This is a genomic window from Acinetobacter sp. 22512, from assembly GCF_052044755.1.
Classification (GTDB): domain Bacteria; phylum Pseudomonadota; class Gammaproteobacteria; order Pseudomonadales; family Moraxellaceae; genus Acinetobacter; species Acinetobacter pittii.
In genome coordinates, this window is record NZ_JBQENP010000001.1 from 290,364 (window position 1) to 310,768 (window position 20,405).

Genomic DNA, 20,405 nt, shown 5'->3' on the forward strand with positions numbered 1-20,405 from the left:
GTCGTTCATTAGAGTTACTCCAAATCATACTTGACTTCATCTTTGGATGTCTTGACCTGAATGCTATCTACAATGTCATTCTAGTCAATACAGGTCTATTTGAATTGTGTTAAGGTAGCTTACAAGAATATCGTTATTATGCTTGGAAAAGCCTTATGAGCAAACCAACTCAAGAAAATCCAGCAGTCGAAAATTCTGCTCAGGAAAAAGTGTCAAATACATCAAAGTCGGCTTCTAACACGGCTAAGCGTAACAGCACTACTCCTAAAGCAGCAACTAATACATCAAAAACGACACGTACTCGTTCAACGACTGCACCTGCACGTAGCCCTCGCACCAAGAGCGCGGCTACAGCAACTACTTCTACATCTTCAAATGTAGCTGCAGCACCAAAAGCAACAAAAACCAAAACTTCTGTTCAACAGGATAAAACCATGAGCCAAAACACTGTTCGCCGCGTTGCAATTATTGGTGGCAACCGTATTCCATTTGCACGTTCAAATACTGCTTATTTTAAAGCGTCTAATTCTGACATGCTGACAGCAGCATTGAATGGTTTGGTTGAGCGCTTTAACTTACAAGGTAAGCGTATTGGTGAAGTCGTTGCTGGTGCTGTTTTAAAACACAGCCGTGACTTTAATATGACTCGCGAAGTTGTATTGAGCACAGATCTTGCTCCTGAAACTCCTGCTTATGACATTCAAATTGCTTGTGGTACAGGTTTACAAGCAGCTTTTGTTGTTGCAAACAAAATTGCGCTTGGTCAAATCGATGTAGGTATTGCAGGTGGCGTAGATACAACTTCTGACGCTCCTATCGCTGTGGGTGATGGTTTACGTAAAGTTTTACTTGAGCTCAATGTAGCTAAAACAGGTAAAGACCGCCTTAAAGCTTTAACAAAAATTGATTTTAAAAAGCTTCTTGATGCACCAAGCAACGGTGAACCGCGTACTGGCCTTTCAATGGGTGAGCACCAAGCAATCACTGCTTTAGAATGGGGTATCACTCGCGAAGCACAAGACGAGCTAGCTGCAAGCAGCCATCAAAAACTTGCTGCTGCTTATGAGCGTGGTTTCTTTGATGACTTAATGACTCCTTTCTTAGGTCTTAACCGTGACAACAACTTACGTGCAGACAGCACAGTTGAAAAACTTGCTAAATTGAAGCCAGTTTTCGGTAAAGGCGAAACTGCAACAATGACAGCGGGTAACTCAACTCCGTTGACTGATGGTGCTTCTGTGGTATTGCTTGCTTCTGAAGAATGGGCAAAAGAAAACGGTCATGAAGTTTTAGCATACCTTTCTTTCTCTGAAACAGCAGCTGTTGACTTTATTGGTAAGAACGGTCCTAAAGAAGGTTTGTTAATGGCCCCTGCTTATGCGGTGCCTCGCATGCTTAAGCGTGCAAACCTTAAACTTCAAGACTTCGATTTCTATGAAATCCATGAAGCATTCGCATCTCAAGTGTTATCTACTTTGAAAGCTTGGGAAGATGAAAAATTCTGTAAAGAGCGTCTTGGTTTAGATGCACCTTTGGGTTCAATTGACCGTTCTAAACTGAACGTAAATGGTTCATCTTTAGGTGCAGGCCATCCATTTGCTGCAACTGGTGGTCGTATCTTAGCAACTGCTGCTAAATTGATTAATCAAAAAGGTTCAGGCCGCGCATTAATCTCGATCTGTACAGCAGGTGGTGAAGGTGTGGTTGCGATTGTAGAAAAATAATTTCTATAACGACCTAACAAAATAAGCACCCATTTGGGTGCTTATTTCATTTCAATAGATTAGCTTAATGAAGTGATGCAGCTTTGGCATCTGGGAAAAATTTATCTTCAATATGGTCATAGCACCACTGGAAAATAAAGGTATAAACCAAAATACATAAGGTTAAACCAATATCTAAAATAAGTGCATCAATGACACTCATCTGAAGCATATATGCAATCATTGGTACAGTTGCAATCAGCAAACCACCTTCAAAACCAATCGCATGTAAAATCCGCACAGCGATCGTTCTTTCCCAATTATATTTATGCTCTACTTTTTCAAAATAGTGGTTAAAAATCATGTTCCAGAAAACTGAAACCACTGCCATAAACACACCGAGTGTACCGGTTACGTCCATTGGCATATCAAAAATAAAACTTAATGCAATCGCAATGATGACCAATAAAATTCCTTCATAACTGATTGCATGAATGAGCCTTCTCTTGGAAATCAACATTTTTAAATACTCAATAATAACTTGGATAATGTGCATTTTATTTTTATAATATTGATTAATCTAATCAGGTTCTTTCAGTTTTTTTGACAGATGAATATTAATCAAGAACAACTACTCATGTTTCAAGCCGTGATTGAGACCGGCTCTTTTTCTGCAGCAGCTCGTAAACTTGGCAAAGTTCCTTCGGCTGTAAGCATGTCTATTGCCAACTTAGAGATTGATCTAGACTTAACTTTATTTGACCGTAAAGGCCGCGAACCCGTCCCTACTGACGAAGCACGGGTTTTATATGAAAAGACCTCTCAGCTTTTGATTGAGATGAATCAATGGAAACAGCATGCCCACGCCTTAAGTACAGGGTTAGAAGCTAATTTAACTATTGTGATTGTGTCTGAACTTTTACACACCAATTGGACAGACTATATTTGTCTTCTAGAGAGCCGTTTTCCAGACCTACAAATTAATATTGTCTCTGCCCCTCAAGAAGATGCTCTGCAAATGTTATTAGACGGGTCTGCCCAACTTGCACTGATGTTTGAACGCGAGCACCTAGATAACAGAGAACAATTCGTAGAGCTCAAGCAGGAAGCTCTAATTCCAGTTATTTCAAACAGCCATCCTCTAGCAAGCCAAAATCAGGTTTCTTATGAGCAGATCCTCACTACACGACAAATTGTAGTTGCAAGCCGAGATGAGACGTTAAAACCAGAATTACTTTTTTCGAAACATTATTGGCGCACCGATAACCACCACTCCGCTTGTTTAATGATCTTGCGCAATTTGGGTTGGGGTGTACTTCCTCAAGAAATGTTTAAAGAAAATCCTGAATTAAAAAATAAACTTAAAGTATTGGATTTATTAGATTTCACTCCCCGATTTGAATATTATGTCGACTTGGTATGGAGTCGAGAAAGTGAGCTTGGTGCCGCTGCTAGATTTTTGATTGAACATATCCGCAAGCAACGAATGCAACCACTACCTTAAAAATATTTCAAATTAGATGCAGAACCTAAACGTTTTTCTTTGAAATATAACAATTGATATATCGACAGCATGAATAGACTTTGTGCTATAAAGAAAAGATAAGATTTATTACCGAAGATGTTGAATATCAATGACTCATACAGCACTTGACCAATTAAAAACATTAACGACCGTTGTTGCCGACAGTAGTGACCTTGATGCAATTCGTAAATTCCGTCCATTAGACGCAACGACTAACCCTTCATTGATTACGGCAGCAGCAGAACAACCAGAAAGCAAAGAGCTGATTGAAGATGCTTATTATCAAGCCAAAGAAGAAGGCTATAGCAACGATGAGTTAATCGAAAGAACCATTGATATTTTAACCGTAAAATTTGGCGTAGAAATTTTGAAACTCATTGAAGGCCGTGTTTCTACAGAAGTTGATGCTGCTCTCTCATATGACACCGAAGCAACCATTAAAAAAGCGCATGAATTATGTGAACTTTACAAAGGTTATGGTATTGATCAGTCACGTATTCTGATTAAAATCGCGTCGACTTGGGAAGGCATTCAAGCTGCTAAGGTACTTGAAGCTGAAGGGATCGCTTGTAACCTGACTCTGCTTTTCGGTTTACACCAAGCGCAAGCATGTGCAGATGCTAAAGTGACTTTAATCTCACCATTTGTCGGCCGTATCTTAGACTGGTACAAAAAGGCTGAAGGTGTAGATGCTTACCCAATCGAAAAAGACCCAGGCGTAGTTTCAGTTAAGAAAATCTACACTTACTACAAACAGCAAAACATTCCAACTCAAGTGATGGGTGCGAGCTTCCGTAGTATTGATCAAGTGCTTGGTTTAGCTGGATGTGATTTACTAACCATCTCGCCAAGCTTACTTACCCAGCTTGAGCAAGATACCCGTACAGTCGATGCGGCACTTGATGCATCTCAAGCAAAACAAGCAGAAGCGATTGTTAGACCAGCTCAAGATGAGCAAAGTTTTAAAGATGAACTTAACCATGACTTAATGGCATTCCAGCTTTTACAAGGTGGTGTTGATGGCTTTATTAAAGCACGAGATCAATTAAGCCTTTTGTTACGTCAGTCTTTTGGAATTGATGCGGAAATAAAATCTTAAAAAACTGCACTTTTCATACAAAATTGCCGATTTTTGTTATCATGACAAAAATCGGTTTTTTATTGGGTTTCTCGTGTTCGGCATAACAGATTTAACAACATATATTATTGGTACATTCCTAATTGTGTTATTGCCAGGACCCAATTCTCTTTATGTGATGTCAATTGCTTCACGCTACGGGATTAAAACCGGATATATGGGTGCATTCGGTATTTTCACTGGTGACCTTATTTTAATGCTCTGTACCGTACTGGGTGCTGCTTCTCTACTTAAGGCATTCCCATGGATATTTGTCATTCTTAAATTAACAGGTGCACTTTATTTATCTTATTTAGGCTTTAAACTATTACAAGGCAGTATTCAACGCTGGAAACAACGTAATCAAACTCAACCAGAAATGGCTGATTTACCTGCTTTAGATAAAATTCATCCTTATAAAACAGCACTCAGTATTAGTTTACTCAATCCTAAAGCGATTTTATTTTTCCTCTCTTTCTTTGTTCAATTTGTTGAACCAGATTATGCTTATCCTGCTCTGAGCTTTTTAATTTTAGCAATTATTTTACAGATCATTAGCTTTAGTTATTTAACTGCATTAATCTTCTCTGGAATTAAACTCTCGGCATTTTTTAAAGAGAACCATAAAATTGCAGCAAGCGGAATCTTTTTAGTCGGAATTCTATTTTTCGGATTTGGTTTAAAACTAGCAACCTCAACGATTTAATTATTTTAATCTAATAACTTTTGCATTAGAAAGTTAAAACATATGAACTGCTAAAAGTCCAGCATGCCATCTGTTTTAACTTCATTAAGTACAAAAAAAGTTCTGACTTGTCTTACCCCAGGTAAAGCAATAATCTTTTCACTATGAAATCGGTTAAACGCTGCTAAATCTTTAACACGAATTTTTAGAAAATAATCGACTTCTCCGGCCACCAGATAACACTCTAAAACATTTTCCAAATCACCCGAAGCTTGTTCAAATGCTTGAAAGCTGTCAGGGGTTGAACGATCCAAAACTACACCGACTAACACCACAGTACCACGTTGAACCGTATTGGGATTGATCCGAGCACGAACATCCAAGATTGCTCCAATCTTAAAAAGACGCTGAGTATGATTCCAACAAGATGATGTACTAATACCTACTAGTTTTGCCAATTCAGCATTACTTAAACGCCCATTTTCCTGTAAGGCACGCATAATTTTCAGTTCTAGTGGAGTTAAATTTTCAGCTTTCTCATCCATAAAATAATATTCTTGATTCATTGTTATTTATGAAATAAATAATAGCATTATTTAATAATTTAAAAACATTATTTATTTTTTAATCTAAAAATAGAAAGCACCTTCGTAAAAAAAATTGTTAAATTCACCCCAACTGGAAGCAATGGCAGAAGCCTATTAATTTTTCTTGGGTTTAGAATACGTATCATGCAAAAAATTCTTCAAGATTTTTCAATTCCGGCAGTTTTTGCTGGTTTTATTACCTTTCTTATTGGTATTAGTGTTTCGGCCGTTTTAGTGATTCAGGCGGCTCAAGCTTTAGATGCTTCACCTGAACAAATCACTTCATGGTTTTGGGCTTTGGGTTTGGGTATTGGTTTATCAGGACTCATTCTTTCTTGGAAATTTAAATATCCTGTAGCAACGGCGTGGTCAACCGCTGGTCTTGCTTTAATTATGGCAACAGGTAGTGGATATAGTTTGAATGAAGCGATTGGTGCTTTTTTAGTTGGTGGTTTACTAACAGCTATTTTAGGCTTTTCAGGTATTTTTCAAAAAGCGCTGTCATACATCCCTCAAAGTTTAACAAGTGCCATGCTGGCAGGCGTGCTACTCAAATTTGGTATTTCGCTTTTCGCAAGTTTACAAAATGATTGGGCATTTGTTTTGTCCTTACTTAGCATTTATGTCATTACAAAAAGATTATGGCCGCGTTATAGCATTGTATTTACCGTAATTGCAGGTATTGCCCTATGCCCTGTCTTTTTAGAATTTCATATGCCTACAGTTCAGTGGTCTTTAGCAAAACCTGTTTGGATTAGTCCTGACTTTAGCTGGTCAGCACTTTTGGGCTTAGCACTGCCACTGTTTGTGATTAGTATGGCTTCTCAATATTTAGCGGGTATTGCCATGATCAAAAGTTATGGCTACAAACCACACGTGAATCAACTCATTGGCTGGACAGGTTTAACCCAAGTTGTGCTTGCTCCGTTTGGCTGTTATAGCGTCAATATTGCTGCGATTAGTGCTGCCGTAAGCTTAGACGACCAAGTTCATCCTGACCCAAGCAAACGCTATATTGCAGGTATAAGCTGCGGTTTTTTCTACATCTTAATGGGTTTGTTTGCTGCAACACTCACAAGTTTATTGATGTCTTTCCCTCATATTTTTATTGTAGCTTTAGCGGGTATTGCATTACTTGGTACGATCAGCCACAACATTGCGATTGCTTTTGCTCAAATTGAAGAGCGTGAAGCTGCATTATTTACCTTTTTATGTAGCGCTTCGGGTATTCAATTCTTCGGAATCGGCTCAGCATTTTGGGGATTGGTGGTCGGAATTATTGTATTTGTTGTTCTCAAATTTAAATCCAAAAAAAGCTAATAAAAAAAGCGTTCATAGCTCCCTATTTTCAATGCTATGAACGCTTTTTAGTATAGTTTCTTATAACTCTCTTACTACGACTGTTTTTGCCATTTTGTCGTGCCAGCCTTGTTTTTTAGCGTCAAATGCCACCCAAAAAAGACCAATACCAAATACTAAAATTGATGGAATATAGCCAATATATCGAATAATACTTTGCATGACTGTGAGCTTATTACCTGTTTTTTCATCTAAAACTTTTAAGCGCATCAAACGTTTGCCAGGTGTACCTGCAAAATACAACCAACATAAAACTGAATATAAAAAAGGAAATGCGTAGTTCACAATCAGGTCAAACCAATAGTTTTGTGGCTGACTACTTAAGCCTGTAGCAAATACTAAGTCGTAATCTCCCCGATAAAAAATCCATGCGGCTGGAATAATTGCTAAACAAAGAATAAGACTATCAATAATCATTGCGCCAAATCTTAACCAGAACCCTGCATACTCATACTTATAAGTCATGCCTACCTCACTTTGTTATTGTTTAATAGCTAAAATGGTCTTACTACTTTACTTTTATCCTAATTGAAACTTTTTTATTTTTAAATACTTAAATAAATTTTAAATTTCTTACTTTTATATTTTATTGTAATTATTTTGATCAAAAAACATCATTAACCACATATCTCTACAAAAACTTAATTTAATCTTTTAAAAACTGACATTTTTTTATGTCAGTTATATCGAAATACGTTTATATATAAATTAAATTACAAATAAATATTATATTTATTACCAAAATAAAATATCTATTTTAAATTCTTTTTTTAATAAAAGTGCTACAAATAATAGAGCCAATCCGATTGTAATTAAAAAAACACTTAAACTGATTAATCCATAAACAATTGTTATACCGCCTAATATAGCTAAAATATAAAAAATAATTACACTGATTGTTGGCATTTCAATTTATTCCACTACTTAAAATAAAAGCAATTTATTCTATCGAGTTTATAAACGATTGCTGTTTTCAAATGTTGATTACACTATTAATTTGTATCATCATACATTAATAATGTTATTAAACTTATTTAGTGTTAATTTAGTTTAATAGACAGTGATGAAGTTCACATAAGTTTTATCTAATTTCAAAATAATGTTTTTCAGTCACAAGTTTAATTTTTAAGTTTTTATATAAGCGTTCTTTTGAGTCTTCTAGTGAAGGAACAACTTTTTCTGCAAATTTATCTTCAGTCATCAGTCTTGCATAAGTTTTGTAGCCAATGATTAACTTTTGAGGTTCTTTACCTGTTTGACTAAACTCTTCAATGAGTTTATTGACTTTCTTTGCTGTTAAATCTGCCATCTTTCTTAGCCCCCCTTTAATTTACTATTTTGTTATACGGCTTCTTTGTGACAGAAATATGAACCGTAATTTTTTGTAATTTTCATGTAAATATTAACAATTATTGGTCTACAGCATACTTATCAGTTCAAAACCAGCAAAGCAATCAATTCAACTATTTGATTTATATTTATTTTATTTAATTTCAATTACTTTTAATTGAATAGATGTCTCCATAGAATGAAATATGTTAATCTTTAATTAATAAAAGCTTCATACATATAACAACTGTAAATAAGAGGAATAACATCATGAATTACCAACATATTATTGTACCAGTAGATGGTTCTGAGATTTCTTTAGCAGCAGCTCGACAAGCAGCTCACATTGCAAAAGCATTTGGTAGTAAATTGACCGCCATTAGTTTGGTTGCGGTAGATCCTTTTAGTGGCGTAGATTTTTATTACATCTCACCTGTTGTAAAAGATTATTTTGTTGAAGCACGTGCCAACGCAGAAAAAACTCTCGCAAAAGTTAAAGCTTTATGTGCTGAAGAAGGTATTGATGCAGAGACTCAAATCATCCAAGGTGAAATTTCTTCAGATGGTATTTTGAAAGCCGTAGAAGACTTAGGTTCTGATTTGATTGTGATTGGTTCGCATGGCCGTAAAGGTTTCCAAAAACTAATTTTGGGAAGTTTTGCTCAAGATGTTTTAAATAGCACCAAGATTCAAGTTTTAGTCGTAAAAGAGTAAAATTCTTGAAAGATAAAAACCCAATCCTATGATTGGGTTTTTTAATAAAATAACTTATAGAAATTTTACACCCACTAAAAAACCCTATAGAATAGTTCACTATTCCATCAATTTCGTGAGTCACGCCAATGAAGTAAGTCTTTTTTCTCATCAATTTTTTCTTTTTTTGATGTGCAAAATAGACTATTTTTGTGATTTACCGTCTCTATTAAAAATTATCATTCTCCTATTTTGTACATCCTGTATTTATGAGGTTTTTTTATGACTCAGCAGGCATGTGTAATATCGCAACTTACCTTAGAGTTCCCTTCAAAGGTAATGTTTAAGCATCTAAATTTTAGTCTTGAATCGAATCAGGTATCTGCCCTAATTGGTCGTAATGGCCAAGGCAAATCTTTGCTTATGCAATTTTTAAATGAGACGCTTGCATTAGATTCAGTTGTTACATCAGGGCAAATATCCTGGCATGTAAAACATGCGTATTTACCTCAATTGCATCGTTTGACAGCACTGACGATTGCTGAAGCCTTAGATATTTTAGATATTTACGATGCTTTTAAAAGAGTTGAACAAGGTAATGCCGACTTCGATGATTATGATTTATTGGAAGGTAAATGGGACCTGCCCACTTTATGGAACAACCTCTTAGAATCTGCTGGTCTACCAACAGATTTAGATTTCCCAGTTAAAAATTTAAGTGAAGGTCAAAAAACCAAATTGGCTCTAAGCTGTTTATTTTTAAAATCAGATCACTATCTATTACTTGATGAGCCTAGTAATCATCTAGATCAGGAATCTAGACAATGGTTAATCGATCATTTAAAAAAACACCCGGCAGGTAGTCTTATCATTAGCCATGATCGGACTTTATTAAATGAAGTCGATCATATTTATCATTTAAATGAACATGGTCTACATCACACCACCGGAAATTATGAAAAATTTTATGGGCAGTATCAAACCAATATTGCAGCTCTAGAGCAATCTATTCAACAGAGCCAACGTGAAGTTAAGCACATGAAGCAAAAGCAACATGATGTATTAATGAAAGCTCAAAAACGAGAGCGTGCTGGCAATAAATTAAGAGAATCAAATTCTCAAGCCAAGATTTTGCTCGACTTTAAAAAGGAACAAGCAGGCCAAAGCATTGCTGTTATACAGTCTCAACACCAACGTCAGATTTCGAACAGTCAAAATGATTTAAAAGATAAGAAATTGTTTCTCGAAACGGTTAAACCTCAACAGTTTTTCTTCCCGTCTTTTCATAAGAAATCTGGTGAAATTCTGCGGATTAAAAAATTGAAACTGAAACATGGTACTCAAAAACCCATCGATCTAGCTGTACAAGCAGCTCAAAAAATTCACATAGCAGGAGAAAATGGTATTGGAAAATCAACTTTACTTAAGGCAATTCATGCAGAGAACAATCAACCCTGTGACAGCATTCACTTATCTGTAGAGTGTTTCTATCTCGACCAGAACTTTAGCTTTTTGTGTGATGAAATGACTGTTATTGAAAATTTATCTCACATGAATAATGAACTTTCAGAACTCGAATGGAGAAATTTGCTAGGTCAACTTCGAATTCGTGGGGATAAAGGTACCCAACTATTGTCTCAGTTAAGTGGTGGTGAAAAATTAAAAGTAGCTTTATTGGCTCTTAGCCAGTTAAATCCTGCACCTGAACTTCTGTTATTAGATGAACCAGAAAATCATTTGGATATTGAATCTAGAGAGCTACTTGCTAATGCTATTCAGAGTTATGAAGGTGCGGTATTGCTCGTTTCACACGATCAACTGTTTGTTGAAAGCTCGGGCATTCATGAGTCATTTTCCTTAACGTAATAGTTAGTAATATACCAATTTTCAAATTTACTAGTTCTCATTTGAGAGCTAGTAAATTTCATCAGTTATTATTTTTTCACTTTATTTAATAACTCGAGGTCTAAAGTATATTTGACAGTTTTATTTTTACGAGCACTATTACGCATTTGATAAACTTGAATAATATAATCACCGTCAACTGGTAAAGTAAACTCTCCTTTAAAACCTATAGTTGAGCCAATCAATAATGCGTTATCTTTACCTGGCTTCTTACCAGGTGCAAAAATATTTATGTAGGCTAAATTCCCCAGACTATTGATATCAAATTTTAATATTTGGCCTTTTTTTGCATAAATTCTATACCTTACATCATCGTAGCCCTGAAATTTTCCAGTTAAAGTGGTATGTGGTGAACTTTGTAAAAAATTAACTTTTTGCTCATTATTTTTGGCATAGATAGTGAACGAAGTAGCTGAAATAAGCGTAGATAGTAATAATGTTTTAATGATTTTCCTCAATTTATTGACCCTCGAAATTATTTTTACAATGATTATATTAAAAATAATTTTTATAAAATTTTACTTTATGTATGAGTTTGATGAGTAGTAGTTGCTTTTTATAACCAGTAACAAATAAAGTATCTTAGAAATCTAAATTATCTTTCTTTTCAATAATTATTTAAAAGTTAAAGTATATGAATAATCTATAAGTCTGGAAGAATTTTTAATGAATATTATTATTCGTGATGAGCAAGCCGAAGATATTGAAGCCATTGAAGAATTGACAAAAGCAGCTTTTCAAAATGCTGAGCACACAAGTCATACCGAGCATTTTATTGTTAATAGTCTAAGAGATCACGGACAACTTACTATTTCTCTAGTTGCAATTGAAGATGAGTCTATTATTGGACATATTGCTATTTCTCCGGTTGAGATTAGCTCAGGCGAAATAGGTTGGTATGGTTTAGGTCCTATCTCAGTTCATCCAAATAAACAAGGATGCGGTGTTGGCTCTCTTCTCATCAATAAATCACTAGAAAAATTAAAACAACTTGCCGCTCAAGGATGTGTTTTATTAGGTGATCCAAATTATTACAGCCGATTTGGTTTTAAAAATTATCCTGAGCTAATTTTTCCTGATGTACCGAGTGAATATTTTCAGGCTCTAACTTTCTCGGGCAATATTCCAAAAGCTAATGTCAAATACCATGAGGCTTTTAATGCAACGCAATAATAAAAAATTACTATCTTCAAAAGAAAACTCCTAAAAATAGGAGTTTTCTTTTTCATTGGTTTTGAACAATATTTACTTAAAACATTAGCTTTTATTTAACACGCTCAATTTGGAAAACTTCAATATCGGTAGGCTTAACTCTATGCTTATCTACCTCACCAACGACACGTACTTTATCCCCTGCTTTTAGTTCAAGAGGTTTCCATAAGTCATCATCGATATCAATTATGATTGAACCCGTAGCATCTTTTAACTCAAAATGATCCCCAGCAATATGCTTTACGATCGTACCAGTTAAAGTTACTCCAGATTCATCAGCCAAAGTTTTTACTTTAGCCACCGTGACTACATTTTTTGTTGCTTCTTTTAATAAAGCAGCATCTGGTTTAGCCATCACAGCACTACTTCCTAATAAAGCAAATCCAGCCAACGCTGTTAAAAGTATTTTTTTCATGACGATTACCTACTTTTTAATATTCTTAGTTATATAAACAAATTCTTTTAAAGTTATAGATTTAGCTTTTGTGGCTTTTTGTATCTTATTAGGATCTTTTTTTAATGAGAATAAATAGTAATATTAAAAAATTTCTTTAAGTTCTCTTTTCCAACAACTATTTTATGGTCTTTATTTTTTCGTGAATTTACTTAAGAAAGCTTTTTCTTAAGTAAATTAAACTCAGCATTTAAATATCACTTCATTGTTAGGCAACAAGTTGTCCTAAACTCAATAAAATATTTATGGCTTCTGTCTCGTCCTCAGTTTGCATAACAATCATTCTGTCATAAGAAATTCCACCAACCTCAATATAAATTTTTGGATGTGGAAGCTGAGGGATATAGACTTTTAGTGGTTGATAAAGAGCAAGAAGATAACCAAATGAATCATAAGGATAATGATCATCTTTTAATGTCTTCTTTATAACAACATAGTTGTTCAATATATTTAAGATAAAACCGTATTCATTTTCAGAATGAAATTTAGCGTCCATACCTACCTCCTTGATTAGTTAATATTTTTATAATCAAATTTAAAGGTTAAATTTCTGATCTGAGGATATTTGAACTAATTTACTTTAAATATAGAGTTCTATTTAAAATAATTAGTGTCGAATTTAAATATATTTAAAACCGAGTGTATTAGTCAACATATTTTGAACAGTGCCATTAAAAATAAATCTTTTGAGTTACAAATCACACTTTAAGACAGAAATAAAAAGATATAAAAAAGCCCATCTTACGATGGGCTTTGGGCATTCAACTAGATTATGAATCTTTATCCATTGAATGAGGAGTTGTGGTTTTATCTTGCTGTTTTGTGTCGTTTTCACCTTGGCAAGCACTCACACTCAAAGAAATAAAGGCGGCTAAACCCAAGGTCGCTATAATTTTTGTCATGTTTCACCTCATGAGTTATTCAGATTGATGAGTTAATAAATACTTTTTATTAGTTTTACGATCAGCATAGGTTTCTAGGCTTTTTTGTAGATTTAGCGCAAAAATGTAAAGCTATTTAGTTTTGACTTTAAGTGCTCATTTAAATTTAACTCAACAATTTCAAAGCCCAGTACCTAAAATAAACTTAAATTAAATATTAACTGAATGCCTGAGCGTTTTGAGGAGTAAGTCATATAAGTGATCCACAGCTTTAGACTCCAAAGATGCCCGACTCCGATAAACAGCGACCTCCATAGGTTCTAAAGGTCCTAAGCCATGATCAGCACTTAAAATAGTTAAATGCTCAGGCGCACTACACTGTGTGAACACAGCAATTGCTAAACCACTTTCCACTGCTGCAATTTGACCAGCTAAACTTGAACTGTTGTATACTACCCGATAACGGCGTCCCTGTAAGGCCAAAGAATTAATAGCACTCTTTTTGGCTTGACTAGTACTTTCATAAACTGCAATTGGGAGTGGATCTTCTCGCCAGAGTTCAAACTGTGGAGAGCCTACCCACACCATTGGTTCATGAAATAGAAGTGTTCCTTGACGAGCGTTATCTCTCGAAATTAATGCTAAATCTATATCCCCAGTTTCTACCCGTGGTATTAACGAAGTAGACTGCTCACAAATTAATTCAATTTCAACACCTCCATAACGTGGAGCAAAACGCTTCAGTACGGGCGTTAAATATTTTGCAGCATAATCATCGGGCACCCCAAGGCGTATACGCCCCTTCAGCTCATCTCCGTGAAATGCCATTTGGGCTTCTGCATGTAAGTCGAGAATACGGCGCGCATAACCTAAAAGCAGCTGTCCTTGAGACGTTAATTCAATTTGTCGGTGCGTTCGTATTAAAAGTTGGCAATGTAGAGCTTCTTCAAGTTTTTTTAGTTGCATGCTAACAGCTGACTGTGACCGATATAACTCAGGTGCTGCGTTTGATAAAGAGCCTGTATCTACTACGGTGACAAAACACTTTAGCCAATCAATCTGTAAATTTTTTAAAGTCATTAGAATTTATCTATTCGATTTTCAAATAGTATATAAAAGAATTATGCGCTTTTCTTTATTTATTGTCTCTTTCATACTGAGCTTATAAGAAGTTAAAACAATTCATTTTTTAACGTCGCTAACAGTAAATTGATTAACAACTGAATAACTCGTTAATCACTGTCCTTACTAACAATTTTATCACTTCGTATTTCTTAGGTATTACGCACTAGGAGGAGGTTTTATGCGCCTAAATAAACAGATGCTTGCGTCACAAAGTGCGACATCCACTTTCGTTTTACTTTGGGGAAGCGCTGCGATTTTTACTCGATGGGGACTCGACAGTGCCTCACCTATAGCATTATTAATTCTGCGTTTTGCCACAGCTTTGTTTGTTCTATTGTTAATTGCTATTTTTAGAAAAAGGCTTTTGCCTAAGCATGGAACTCGAAAGCAAGTTTTATTAACTGGACTCCTTATTATTGCAGGTTATTCAATTTGTTATTTTAAAGCCATGGCTCACGGAGTCACCCCTGGTTTAATGGCCACAATCATGGGAATACAGCCAATCTTGACGCTTTGTCTTTTAGAAAAGAATTTACAAAAAGAGAGATTATTAGGTCTATTGATTGCTTTAGCCGGACTCATCCTTTTAGTGTGGAAAAGCTTAACTATGTCTTTTATCGCTCCAATCGGAATATTCTTTGCTTTAGCAGCACTGATCTGTATAACTTTTGGGGCCATCATGCAAAAAAATATTCAACAAGCCCCAACAGATGTCTTACCGCTCCAATATGTAGTTAGCCTTGTAGTTTGTTTATTTATAGTTCCATTTGAACATTTTGAAATAACGTGGAATTCACAACTCATTATTTCGGTATTATTTCTTGGAATTTTAATTTCTGTAGTTGCTCAACTTTTACTTTACCGTCTTCTAAATCAGGGCAATCTTGTAAATGTGACAAGCCTATTCTATTTAGTCCCTGTTGTTACTGCACTTTTAGATTTTTTAATTTTAAAAAATAAGTTGCCGCTTGCAGGCTTAATAGGAATGATTGCAATTTTAATAGGCTTAATGCTTGTATTTAAAAAGAAATAACTCATTTAAGGTAAATTATAAAACCCTCGACTGAGGGCTTTATGCTGAGTTAAAGACTACTCTAAATTTTTCCAATCTTTACCAATTTGAGCTAATGCTGGCAGTTCATCGCTATTAAAAACATTAGAATTACGATCAATAGCAAATCGATAGATGGGCACAGAATCAGCTTGAGTTTTTTTATAGAAGCTGAAATTTTCAGTAATGTGGTAATTGCCAGCTTCTGTAGATTTTATAGCTGCACCTGATGGAATATGGATATAACTTTCACATTCCACTTCAACATTATTTCCAGCAAGATCTTGGTAGGAAAATTTCATGTTTTGATCCTTTCTAAATTTTTATGATTGAGAAAAACTTAACATGCTATCTGGCCAGATTATTGAAACTTTTTTCAACTAATTGTTTAAGTGTGTGTATTTAGTTAAAACTAAAAATATTATTCAAGATAAAAATCTTATCTCTAATATTTCTACTCTATCTCACAATCCCAATGCTTTAAAAGCTCGTTCATCAAGTTCTTTAAGCTCCTCAAGTGTATACAACCGTCCTTCTGGATCAAAAAACTTCTCAAAGTCGAATTGTCCTTCTTTATATAGTTGATATCTTTTAGGCCCTAACCACTCTTTTTGAAAGAAATCATCTGTTAGTTTAAAAAACTCTTTAAATGACATATTTGCATCTAATTGGCCAATTAACTGTTCACGTTCATTTTTAGGAATATCCCTAAATTTTCTTTCATCCATAATAAAGGCTCGGCTACCAACTAGCTGACCATCTTCATGAGTTGGAACTAGAATACTGCGGCAATGAGGATGCAAAGGCGGAACTTTTTTTGTAGGATCATTGATATTCCACACACTACTATCGAGGGCTGCACATACTTTTGAGGTTCTACCATCAAGCACACTTACAAATCTGACATATTCAAACTTTAACTGTTTATAGCTGTGTAAATAGGCCTGATTGGATATATGGCTTCGAATCGTACGCACAGTTCGTTCAATATCAATCTTAGAGCTATTTAGTAGTCCATCTTCATATTTAAGGCGTTTAGTCCCTCGAATCCTTTGAATAATTTGTTGATTCGTTGCTCCAGTATTGAGGCCATCCCGAATTGCATACTCCACTCTTTGACGGGCCACCTCTGCAATTGTAGAAAATAACTCATCTACCAATGCTCCACCTGCTAAAGGAACACGTTTAGCAGCTTTATAGAGCTGTTCACCTTTTAATTCTTTATGTTTGCCACCAAAAATTTTTGACATATATCTGACTTCATAGACAGCCAATGCCACAGCAGAGACAGTAAACGTATCAATGAGTGCATCATTCGTTACATTAAACCATTGAGAAATTAGTGCACGTATCTCTTTTAATGGAGCTGTTGAGTAAAGTCCGCCTGCTAGCGCTGTTTTTTCCTTTTCATTTAGTCCATCTAACAAATTACTTAACTTGGTAAGCATGTTAACTGTTTCGGAATTAAATAAATTAAGAAGTTCATTGACCGATCTTGAAGATGCTCGATATAGATAAGCTTGATGTTGAGTCAGAACATCAAAAAGTGATTTCTGATGAAGATTAACCATAAAAATTACCTCTACAGAATTGCCCTTTTTGTTATTTTCTATTTGTTTGTCTTACCTTATATAATTTGCTTATTATTAATATCTCTAGAATAAGTTATGACTAACAAGTGTACCTACGTAAAGTTATTTAGCTAACAGCTTATCCTTGTAATTTATATCTTTATAAACTTGTCTCGTGTCTAACTACACAATCTCTTTAATGCTGAGTAAAACAGCATTACTCGGAATATTTTTAAGTATTTTCTTTTGTTGTTTTCGCCATTCTTTATGAAATTTTTTAACAGATTGTTCGGAAAAACTATCTCTATGCTTCTGACAATCAGTATCTTCTAAATTTGGTGATTGTATACATGGCCACTTGTTTAATTGAGGTGTTAAAACCGCATTACTCATCAATGATAATTCTTCTAATCTAATTAAATTCATATTTACTTCCTTGCTTATATCTGGCTCCTGATGTCTTCGTTCAAAACTTTATTGAACCTTTAAAAGATAGCTATTGTTTTATTTCCCAAGCCAATCAGAGCCTACACAAATACCACATCCATAAAAATGCAAAGTGCAATTTTTGTGTATTGATTTACCAATGATGTAACTTGCTATATGCCCAAATAAATTAATTTTAAATAGAATGAAAAGCTATTTATAAGGTTTTCTTCTCAGTTGCTCCAATTTCAGATATACTGACCTTAGTATGAGATGAGCCTTATATAGTTCATTGGTAGATCAATGAATGACTAAGCCCTTCGCTTTCGAGCAAGGGCTTTTTTAATGTGTGTAATTTGGAAAAATTACTTTTATCTGACTCAGCAATTCAAGCCTTGGTTTGCCTTTACTGAACAGGTCTGTTAGATTGGTCTTGTTCATCAACTCCTATTGTCGATGAATACTGAAGCCTGATTCGTAGCATCAGGCTTTTTTCATGCTTAAATTTTATAAAGATCGGAATAGCTTTTCTGATAAAACCCTATAAAAATTAAAAAGACTATGATCCTAAAAACAATTTCTTTTCAATAGCGCGGCGTCTAACCAATCCAGCCAAACGCTTACCACCTGCGTTTACCCATACATCAAATTGGTTTGCGGCCCCTTTGTAATCTCCTGAATTTAATTTTTTTAATAAGGTCGATTTTTTAAAGGCTCCTACGCCGATGTTATAACTCAGACAGACTAATGCGTCGAATTGATTTTGCGTTAAAGGAACTTTTACAGCGCCATTGACTGCACGCTCAAATATTTTCAAATCATGCTGCATATATACTTTGGCCTGCTCAAGAGTACATGTGTCACCTTTTTGAACGCTCAAACCATTTGGGTATCTGGTTGTGCCATAACCAATGCTCCAGACACCTATGCCATCATCATAAGCACTGAGTCTTAATCCTTCAAAATTACAAATATGGTTTACCCCTACCTGACTCAGAGACATCTCATCTACCGCAAAACCCATTTCCTGATCGCCATTGTCTGTTGCTGTAGCAATCGAGCTATTTGTAGCGGCACGTGACCGAGACTGAGTAGTAAAAAGCTTGCAAAGATAATCCAATATTTTTTGCATCTAATCCTCTGTCATCTTACTTTTTCTCTGTAACCCAAAGTGTAATATACCCTTGAACTACAGGCTGTCCATCTGCTCTATAGGCATTTACTTTTATTTGCATATCGCCAACTTTCCATTCTTCATCAATTGTTGCGACGACTTTAATATCAGAATCGGCTTTGGCGACATAATTTACATTCATGCCTTTAGGTAACCATCTTAAATGTTGAGGAATAGATGCTTCGGTTAGTACACCCATAACAAATTCTAATCCATTACATATGGCAATAACGTGAACTGTTCCTATGTGATTTTCGACTGATTTATTCTTTTTGATGAAAGCTTCACACACGTCAGCATCTAGTTTTTGAATAATTGGATTTACTGTTTGAAAATATGGAGCAACACGGCTAACAACTTTTGACAACAACGTTAATCCACCTGGTATTGCTTTCAATGTTCTAAAAGCGAGCAAAACGTCATTAATTGGTGGTACAGCGTTATGTTTGATTTGGTTGGCAAATTTATAAATATAATTACTCATAGTTTTACTTCTGGCTGAAAATAAGAATTTAATAAATATATAGCCTCATATCTCTAGACTCATTGCTTAACTTTAATGTTTTTTAAGTCATTAATGATAATTTTTGAATAACATCTAGGGTTTGTTGTTGTTCAACCAAATACGCTAGAAATTAAAATGCCCAATATAAAATTGGGCTATAGATTATTCTTCGACTTCTATGGGATCGCCATCTTCAGGTCGAATATGTCGCTCACCATCATCTGCCGGATCGACACTAGAGCCATCTTTGGTAATACTGTTATACAACTCATCCTCTTTTTTATCATCGATAAATTCTTCATCTGCAAAATCAAGAGGCTCTTCATCATCATCAAAATTTAAGGGTTTTTCTTCATCTATCATGAAATTTATCCTTTACTTCACTTGTCTCATACCATGCTCAAATAATTAACAGATACATTCAACATGAAACAATCATCATTTATGTAACAGACACTTTAAGATACATATAACAAAGAAAACTGCCCTCGAAGGCGGTTACTAAGCTCTAAATTGATAGAGATAATTGGCTTATAACTTTTATATATTTTAAGAAGGTAGTTTATTATTTTTAATATAATCATCTGATTTAAAATAATTAATAATCATTTCTGCATTTTCTTCTTTTACAGGTAAAGTAGTTACTGGAATATTTTCATTTACCATACTAAAGCCTTGAGGGACCAACTGAGAAATAGGAGGAAATTTAGCTTTACCTCCATCAGTGATTCTTTCAATAAAACCTGCAAGCCATAAAATAAACTCACCTTCATTATCAAACTTAGGCATAAGACTAAAATCAATTTTTACCGAGCATTGCTCGATGGGTTTGGTTAAGCAGTCTTCAAAATTAATAAAATTATACTTTAATTTGAATTCAGTACCTTTTATCGCATTACGAATAAGCCCAACCAAACAATTTAAATTTTCTATTACATCATCAGAAAACAAGTTGTCATTTTTAATTTTTTTATAAACCTTATCTGCTATAGCTAGATATCTTGGCATCTTAACCTCCTATCTTCTCATGCGTATATTTATATACTTCTTTAAACTATTATTTTTTTATGTAAGATAGGGTAAAACTCATCAACTAAATGTAA

General features: G+C 34.7%; 26 protein-coding genes and 1 pseudogene. 9 read left to right on the forward strand and 18 right to left on the reverse strand.

Annotation, left to right across the window (positions count from 1 at the left end):
- Positions 1–155: 155 nt before the first annotated feature.
- On the forward strand, positions 156–1,724 hold the full coding sequence (locus tag ACTJJG_RS01400; protein ID WP_032055781.1) for an acetyl-CoA C-acetyltransferase: 1,569 nt from the start codon (positions 156–158) through the stop codon (positions 1,722–1,724).
- Between the two features lie 64 nt (positions 1,725–1,788).
- On the opposite strand, the gene aceI is transcribed toward ACTJJG_RS01400, so the two are convergent.
- Positions 1,789–2,223, reverse strand: a complete 435-nt coding sequence (gene aceI / locus ACTJJG_RS01405) for a chlorhexidine efflux PACE transporter AceI (RefSeq protein WP_032055780.1) — start codon at positions 2,221–2,223, stop codon at positions 1,789–1,791.
- 90 nt (positions 2,224–2,313) lie between these two features.
- Between aceI and ACTJJG_RS01410 the strand changes: the two genes are divergently transcribed.
- The 3 genes from ACTJJG_RS01410 to leuE all read left to right on the forward strand — a co-directional run bounded on the left by ACTJJG_RS01410 (position 2,314) and on the right by leuE (position 5,051).
- Entirely contained in the window at positions 2,314–3,207 is an 894-nt protein-coding gene (locus tag ACTJJG_RS01410) for a LysR family transcriptional regulator (RefSeq protein WP_005073797.1), read from the forward strand.
- A 130-nt stretch (positions 3,208–3,337) separates the two neighbouring features.
- Positions 3,338–4,327 carry a transaldolase gene (gene tal / locus ACTJJG_RS01415; protein WP_017387331.1) on the forward strand — a complete coding sequence of 330 codons (990 nt, stop codon included), beginning with the start codon at positions 3,338–3,340 and terminating at the stop codon, positions 4,325–4,327.
- A 73-nt stretch (positions 4,328–4,400) separates the two neighbouring features.
- The gene (leuE, locus tag ACTJJG_RS01420; protein ID WP_032055779.1) at positions 4,401–5,051 is read left to right on the forward strand and encodes a leucine efflux protein LeuE; all 651 of its coding nucleotides are present in this window, start codon (positions 4,401–4,403) and stop codon (positions 5,049–5,051) included.
- A gap of 50 nt (positions 5,052–5,101) precedes the next feature.
- Here leuE and ACTJJG_RS01425 read toward each other — a convergent pair whose 3' ends face one another.
- Entirely contained in the window at positions 5,102–5,575 is a 474-nt protein-coding gene (locus ACTJJG_RS01425; protein WP_002115169.1) for an Lrp/AsnC family transcriptional regulator, read from the reverse strand.
- A 186-nt stretch (positions 5,576–5,761) separates the two neighbouring features.
- Between ACTJJG_RS01425 and ACTJJG_RS01430 the strand changes: the two genes are divergently transcribed.
- Positions 5,762–6,937 carry a benzoate/H(+) symporter BenE family transporter gene (locus ACTJJG_RS01430; RefSeq protein ID WP_440608909.1) on the forward strand — a complete coding sequence of 392 codons (1,176 nt, stop codon included), beginning with the start codon at positions 5,762–5,764 and terminating at the stop codon, positions 6,935–6,937.
- 60 nt (positions 6,938–6,997) lie between these two features.
- Here ACTJJG_RS01430 and ACTJJG_RS01435 read toward each other — a convergent pair whose 3' ends face one another.
- The 3 genes from ACTJJG_RS01435 to ACTJJG_RS01445 form a co-directional block, all read right to left on the reverse strand.
- Positions 6,998–7,441 carry an RDD family protein gene (locus ACTJJG_RS01435; RefSeq protein WP_005073782.1) on the reverse strand — a complete coding sequence of 148 codons (444 nt, stop codon included), beginning with the start codon at positions 7,439–7,441 and terminating at the stop codon, positions 6,998–7,000.
- A 270-nt stretch (positions 7,442–7,711) separates the two neighbouring features.
- Positions 7,712–7,882 (reverse strand): hypothetical protein, encoded by a 171-nt coding sequence (locus ACTJJG_RS01440; RefSeq protein WP_032055777.1) that lies wholly within the window; start codon positions 7,880–7,882, stop codon positions 7,712–7,714.
- Positions 7,883–8,057: 175 nt separating this feature from the next.
- Positions 8,058–8,285: a hypothetical protein gene (locus ACTJJG_RS01445; RefSeq protein WP_032055776.1), complete on the reverse strand. Its 228-nt coding sequence runs from the start codon at positions 8,283–8,285 to the stop codon at positions 8,058–8,060.
- Between the two features lie 290 nt (positions 8,286–8,575).
- Here ACTJJG_RS01445 and ACTJJG_RS01450 point away from each other — a divergent pair, with 290 nt between their 5' ends.
- Positions 8,576–9,019: a universal stress protein gene (locus tag ACTJJG_RS01450; RefSeq protein ID WP_002115225.1), complete on the forward strand. Its 444-nt coding sequence runs from the start codon at positions 8,576–8,578 to the stop codon at positions 9,017–9,019.
- Positions 9,020–9,280: 261 nt separating this feature from the next.
- Positions 9,281–10,864 (forward strand): ATP-binding cassette domain-containing protein, encoded by a 1,584-nt coding sequence (locus ACTJJG_RS01455; RefSeq protein WP_032055775.1) that lies wholly within the window; start codon positions 9,281–9,283, stop codon positions 10,862–10,864.
- Positions 10,865–10,932: 68 nt separating this feature from the next.
- Here the strand turns inward: ACTJJG_RS01455 and ACTJJG_RS01460 are convergent, their stop codons facing one another.
- Positions 10,933–11,361: a PPC domain-containing protein gene (locus ACTJJG_RS01460; protein ID WP_032055773.1), complete on the reverse strand. Its 429-nt coding sequence runs from the start codon at positions 11,359–11,361 to the stop codon at positions 10,933–10,935.
- A 37-nt stretch (positions 11,362–11,398) separates the two neighbouring features.
- Positions 11,399–11,515, reverse strand: a pseudogene (locus ACTJJG_RS01465) (hypothetical protein).
- A gap of 54 nt (positions 11,516–11,569) precedes the next feature.
- Between ACTJJG_RS01465 and ACTJJG_RS01470 the strand changes: the two are divergent.
- Complete coding sequence (locus ACTJJG_RS01470; RefSeq protein WP_032055771.1) at positions 11,570–12,076, forward strand: GNAT family N-acetyltransferase; 507 nt, start codon at positions 11,570–11,572, stop codon at positions 12,074–12,076.
- A 91-nt stretch (positions 12,077–12,167) separates the two neighbouring features.
- On the opposite strand, the gene ACTJJG_RS01475 is transcribed toward ACTJJG_RS01470, so the two are convergent.
- From ACTJJG_RS01475 to ACTJJG_RS01490, 4 genes are all read right to left on the reverse strand, one after another.
- Entirely contained in the window at positions 12,168–12,530 is a 363-nt protein-coding gene (locus ACTJJG_RS01475; protein WP_032055769.1) for a NirD/YgiW/YdeI family stress tolerance protein, read from the reverse strand.
- Positions 12,531–12,777: 247 nt separating this feature from the next.
- A complete protein-coding gene (locus ACTJJG_RS01480; RefSeq protein WP_002114606.1) occupies positions 12,778–13,065 on the reverse strand; it encodes a hypothetical protein in 288 nt (95 codons plus the stop codon).
- A 274-nt stretch (positions 13,066–13,339) separates the two neighbouring features.
- Positions 13,340–13,471, reverse strand: coding sequence for a hypothetical protein (locus ACTJJG_RS01485; RefSeq protein ID WP_002114618.1), 132 nt, complete (start codon positions 13,469–13,471; stop codon positions 13,340–13,342).
- A gap of 189 nt (positions 13,472–13,660) precedes the next feature.
- Positions 13,661–14,530: a LysR family transcriptional regulator gene (locus tag ACTJJG_RS01490; RefSeq protein ID WP_005073761.1), complete on the reverse strand. Its 870-nt coding sequence runs from the start codon at positions 14,528–14,530 to the stop codon at positions 13,661–13,663.
- A 223-nt stretch (positions 14,531–14,753) separates the two neighbouring features.
- Here ACTJJG_RS01490 and ACTJJG_RS01495 point away from each other — a divergent pair, with 223 nt between their 5' ends.
- Positions 14,754–15,608 (forward strand): DMT family transporter, encoded by an 855-nt coding sequence (locus ACTJJG_RS01495; protein WP_032055767.1) that lies wholly within the window; start codon positions 14,754–14,756, stop codon positions 15,606–15,608.
- Between the two features lie 56 nt (positions 15,609–15,664).
- Here the strand turns inward: ACTJJG_RS01495 and ACTJJG_RS01500 are convergent, their stop codons facing one another.
- The 7 genes from ACTJJG_RS01500 to ACTJJG_RS01530 all read right to left on the reverse strand — a co-directional run bounded on the left by ACTJJG_RS01500 (position 15,665) and on the right by ACTJJG_RS01530 (position 20,310).
- Complete coding sequence (locus ACTJJG_RS01500) at positions 15,665–15,928, reverse strand: hypothetical protein (protein WP_032055765.1); 264 nt, start codon at positions 15,926–15,928, stop codon at positions 15,665–15,667.
- A 162-nt stretch (positions 15,929–16,090) separates the two neighbouring features.
- Positions 16,091–17,197 (reverse strand): minor capsid protein, encoded by a 1,107-nt coding sequence (locus tag ACTJJG_RS01505; protein WP_032070445.1) that lies wholly within the window; start codon positions 17,195–17,197, stop codon positions 16,091–16,093.
- Positions 17,198–17,380: 183 nt separating this feature from the next.
- On the reverse strand, positions 17,381–17,623 hold the full coding sequence (locus ACTJJG_RS01510; protein WP_017398401.1) for a hypothetical protein: 243 nt from the start codon (positions 17,621–17,623) through the stop codon (positions 17,381–17,383).
- Between the two features lie 559 nt (positions 17,624–18,182).
- The gene (locus tag ACTJJG_RS01515; protein ID WP_372552708.1) at positions 18,183–18,755 is read right to left on the reverse strand and encodes a lysozyme; all 573 of its coding nucleotides are present in this window, start codon (positions 18,753–18,755) and stop codon (positions 18,183–18,185) included.
- A 16-nt stretch (positions 18,756–18,771) separates the two neighbouring features.
- Entirely contained in the window at positions 18,772–19,281 is a 510-nt protein-coding gene (locus ACTJJG_RS01520; RefSeq protein ID WP_017398403.1) for a hotdog fold domain-containing protein, read from the reverse strand.
- A 183-nt stretch (positions 19,282–19,464) separates the two neighbouring features.
- Positions 19,465–19,665: a hypothetical protein gene (locus ACTJJG_RS01525; RefSeq protein WP_002114613.1), complete on the reverse strand. Its 201-nt coding sequence runs from the start codon at positions 19,663–19,665 to the stop codon at positions 19,465–19,467.
- A 186-nt stretch (positions 19,666–19,851) separates the two neighbouring features.
- On the reverse strand, positions 19,852–20,310 hold the full coding sequence (locus ACTJJG_RS01530; protein WP_017398404.1) for a hypothetical protein: 459 nt from the start codon (positions 20,308–20,310) through the stop codon (positions 19,852–19,854).
- Between the last annotated feature and the right edge of the window lie 95 nt (positions 20,311–20,405).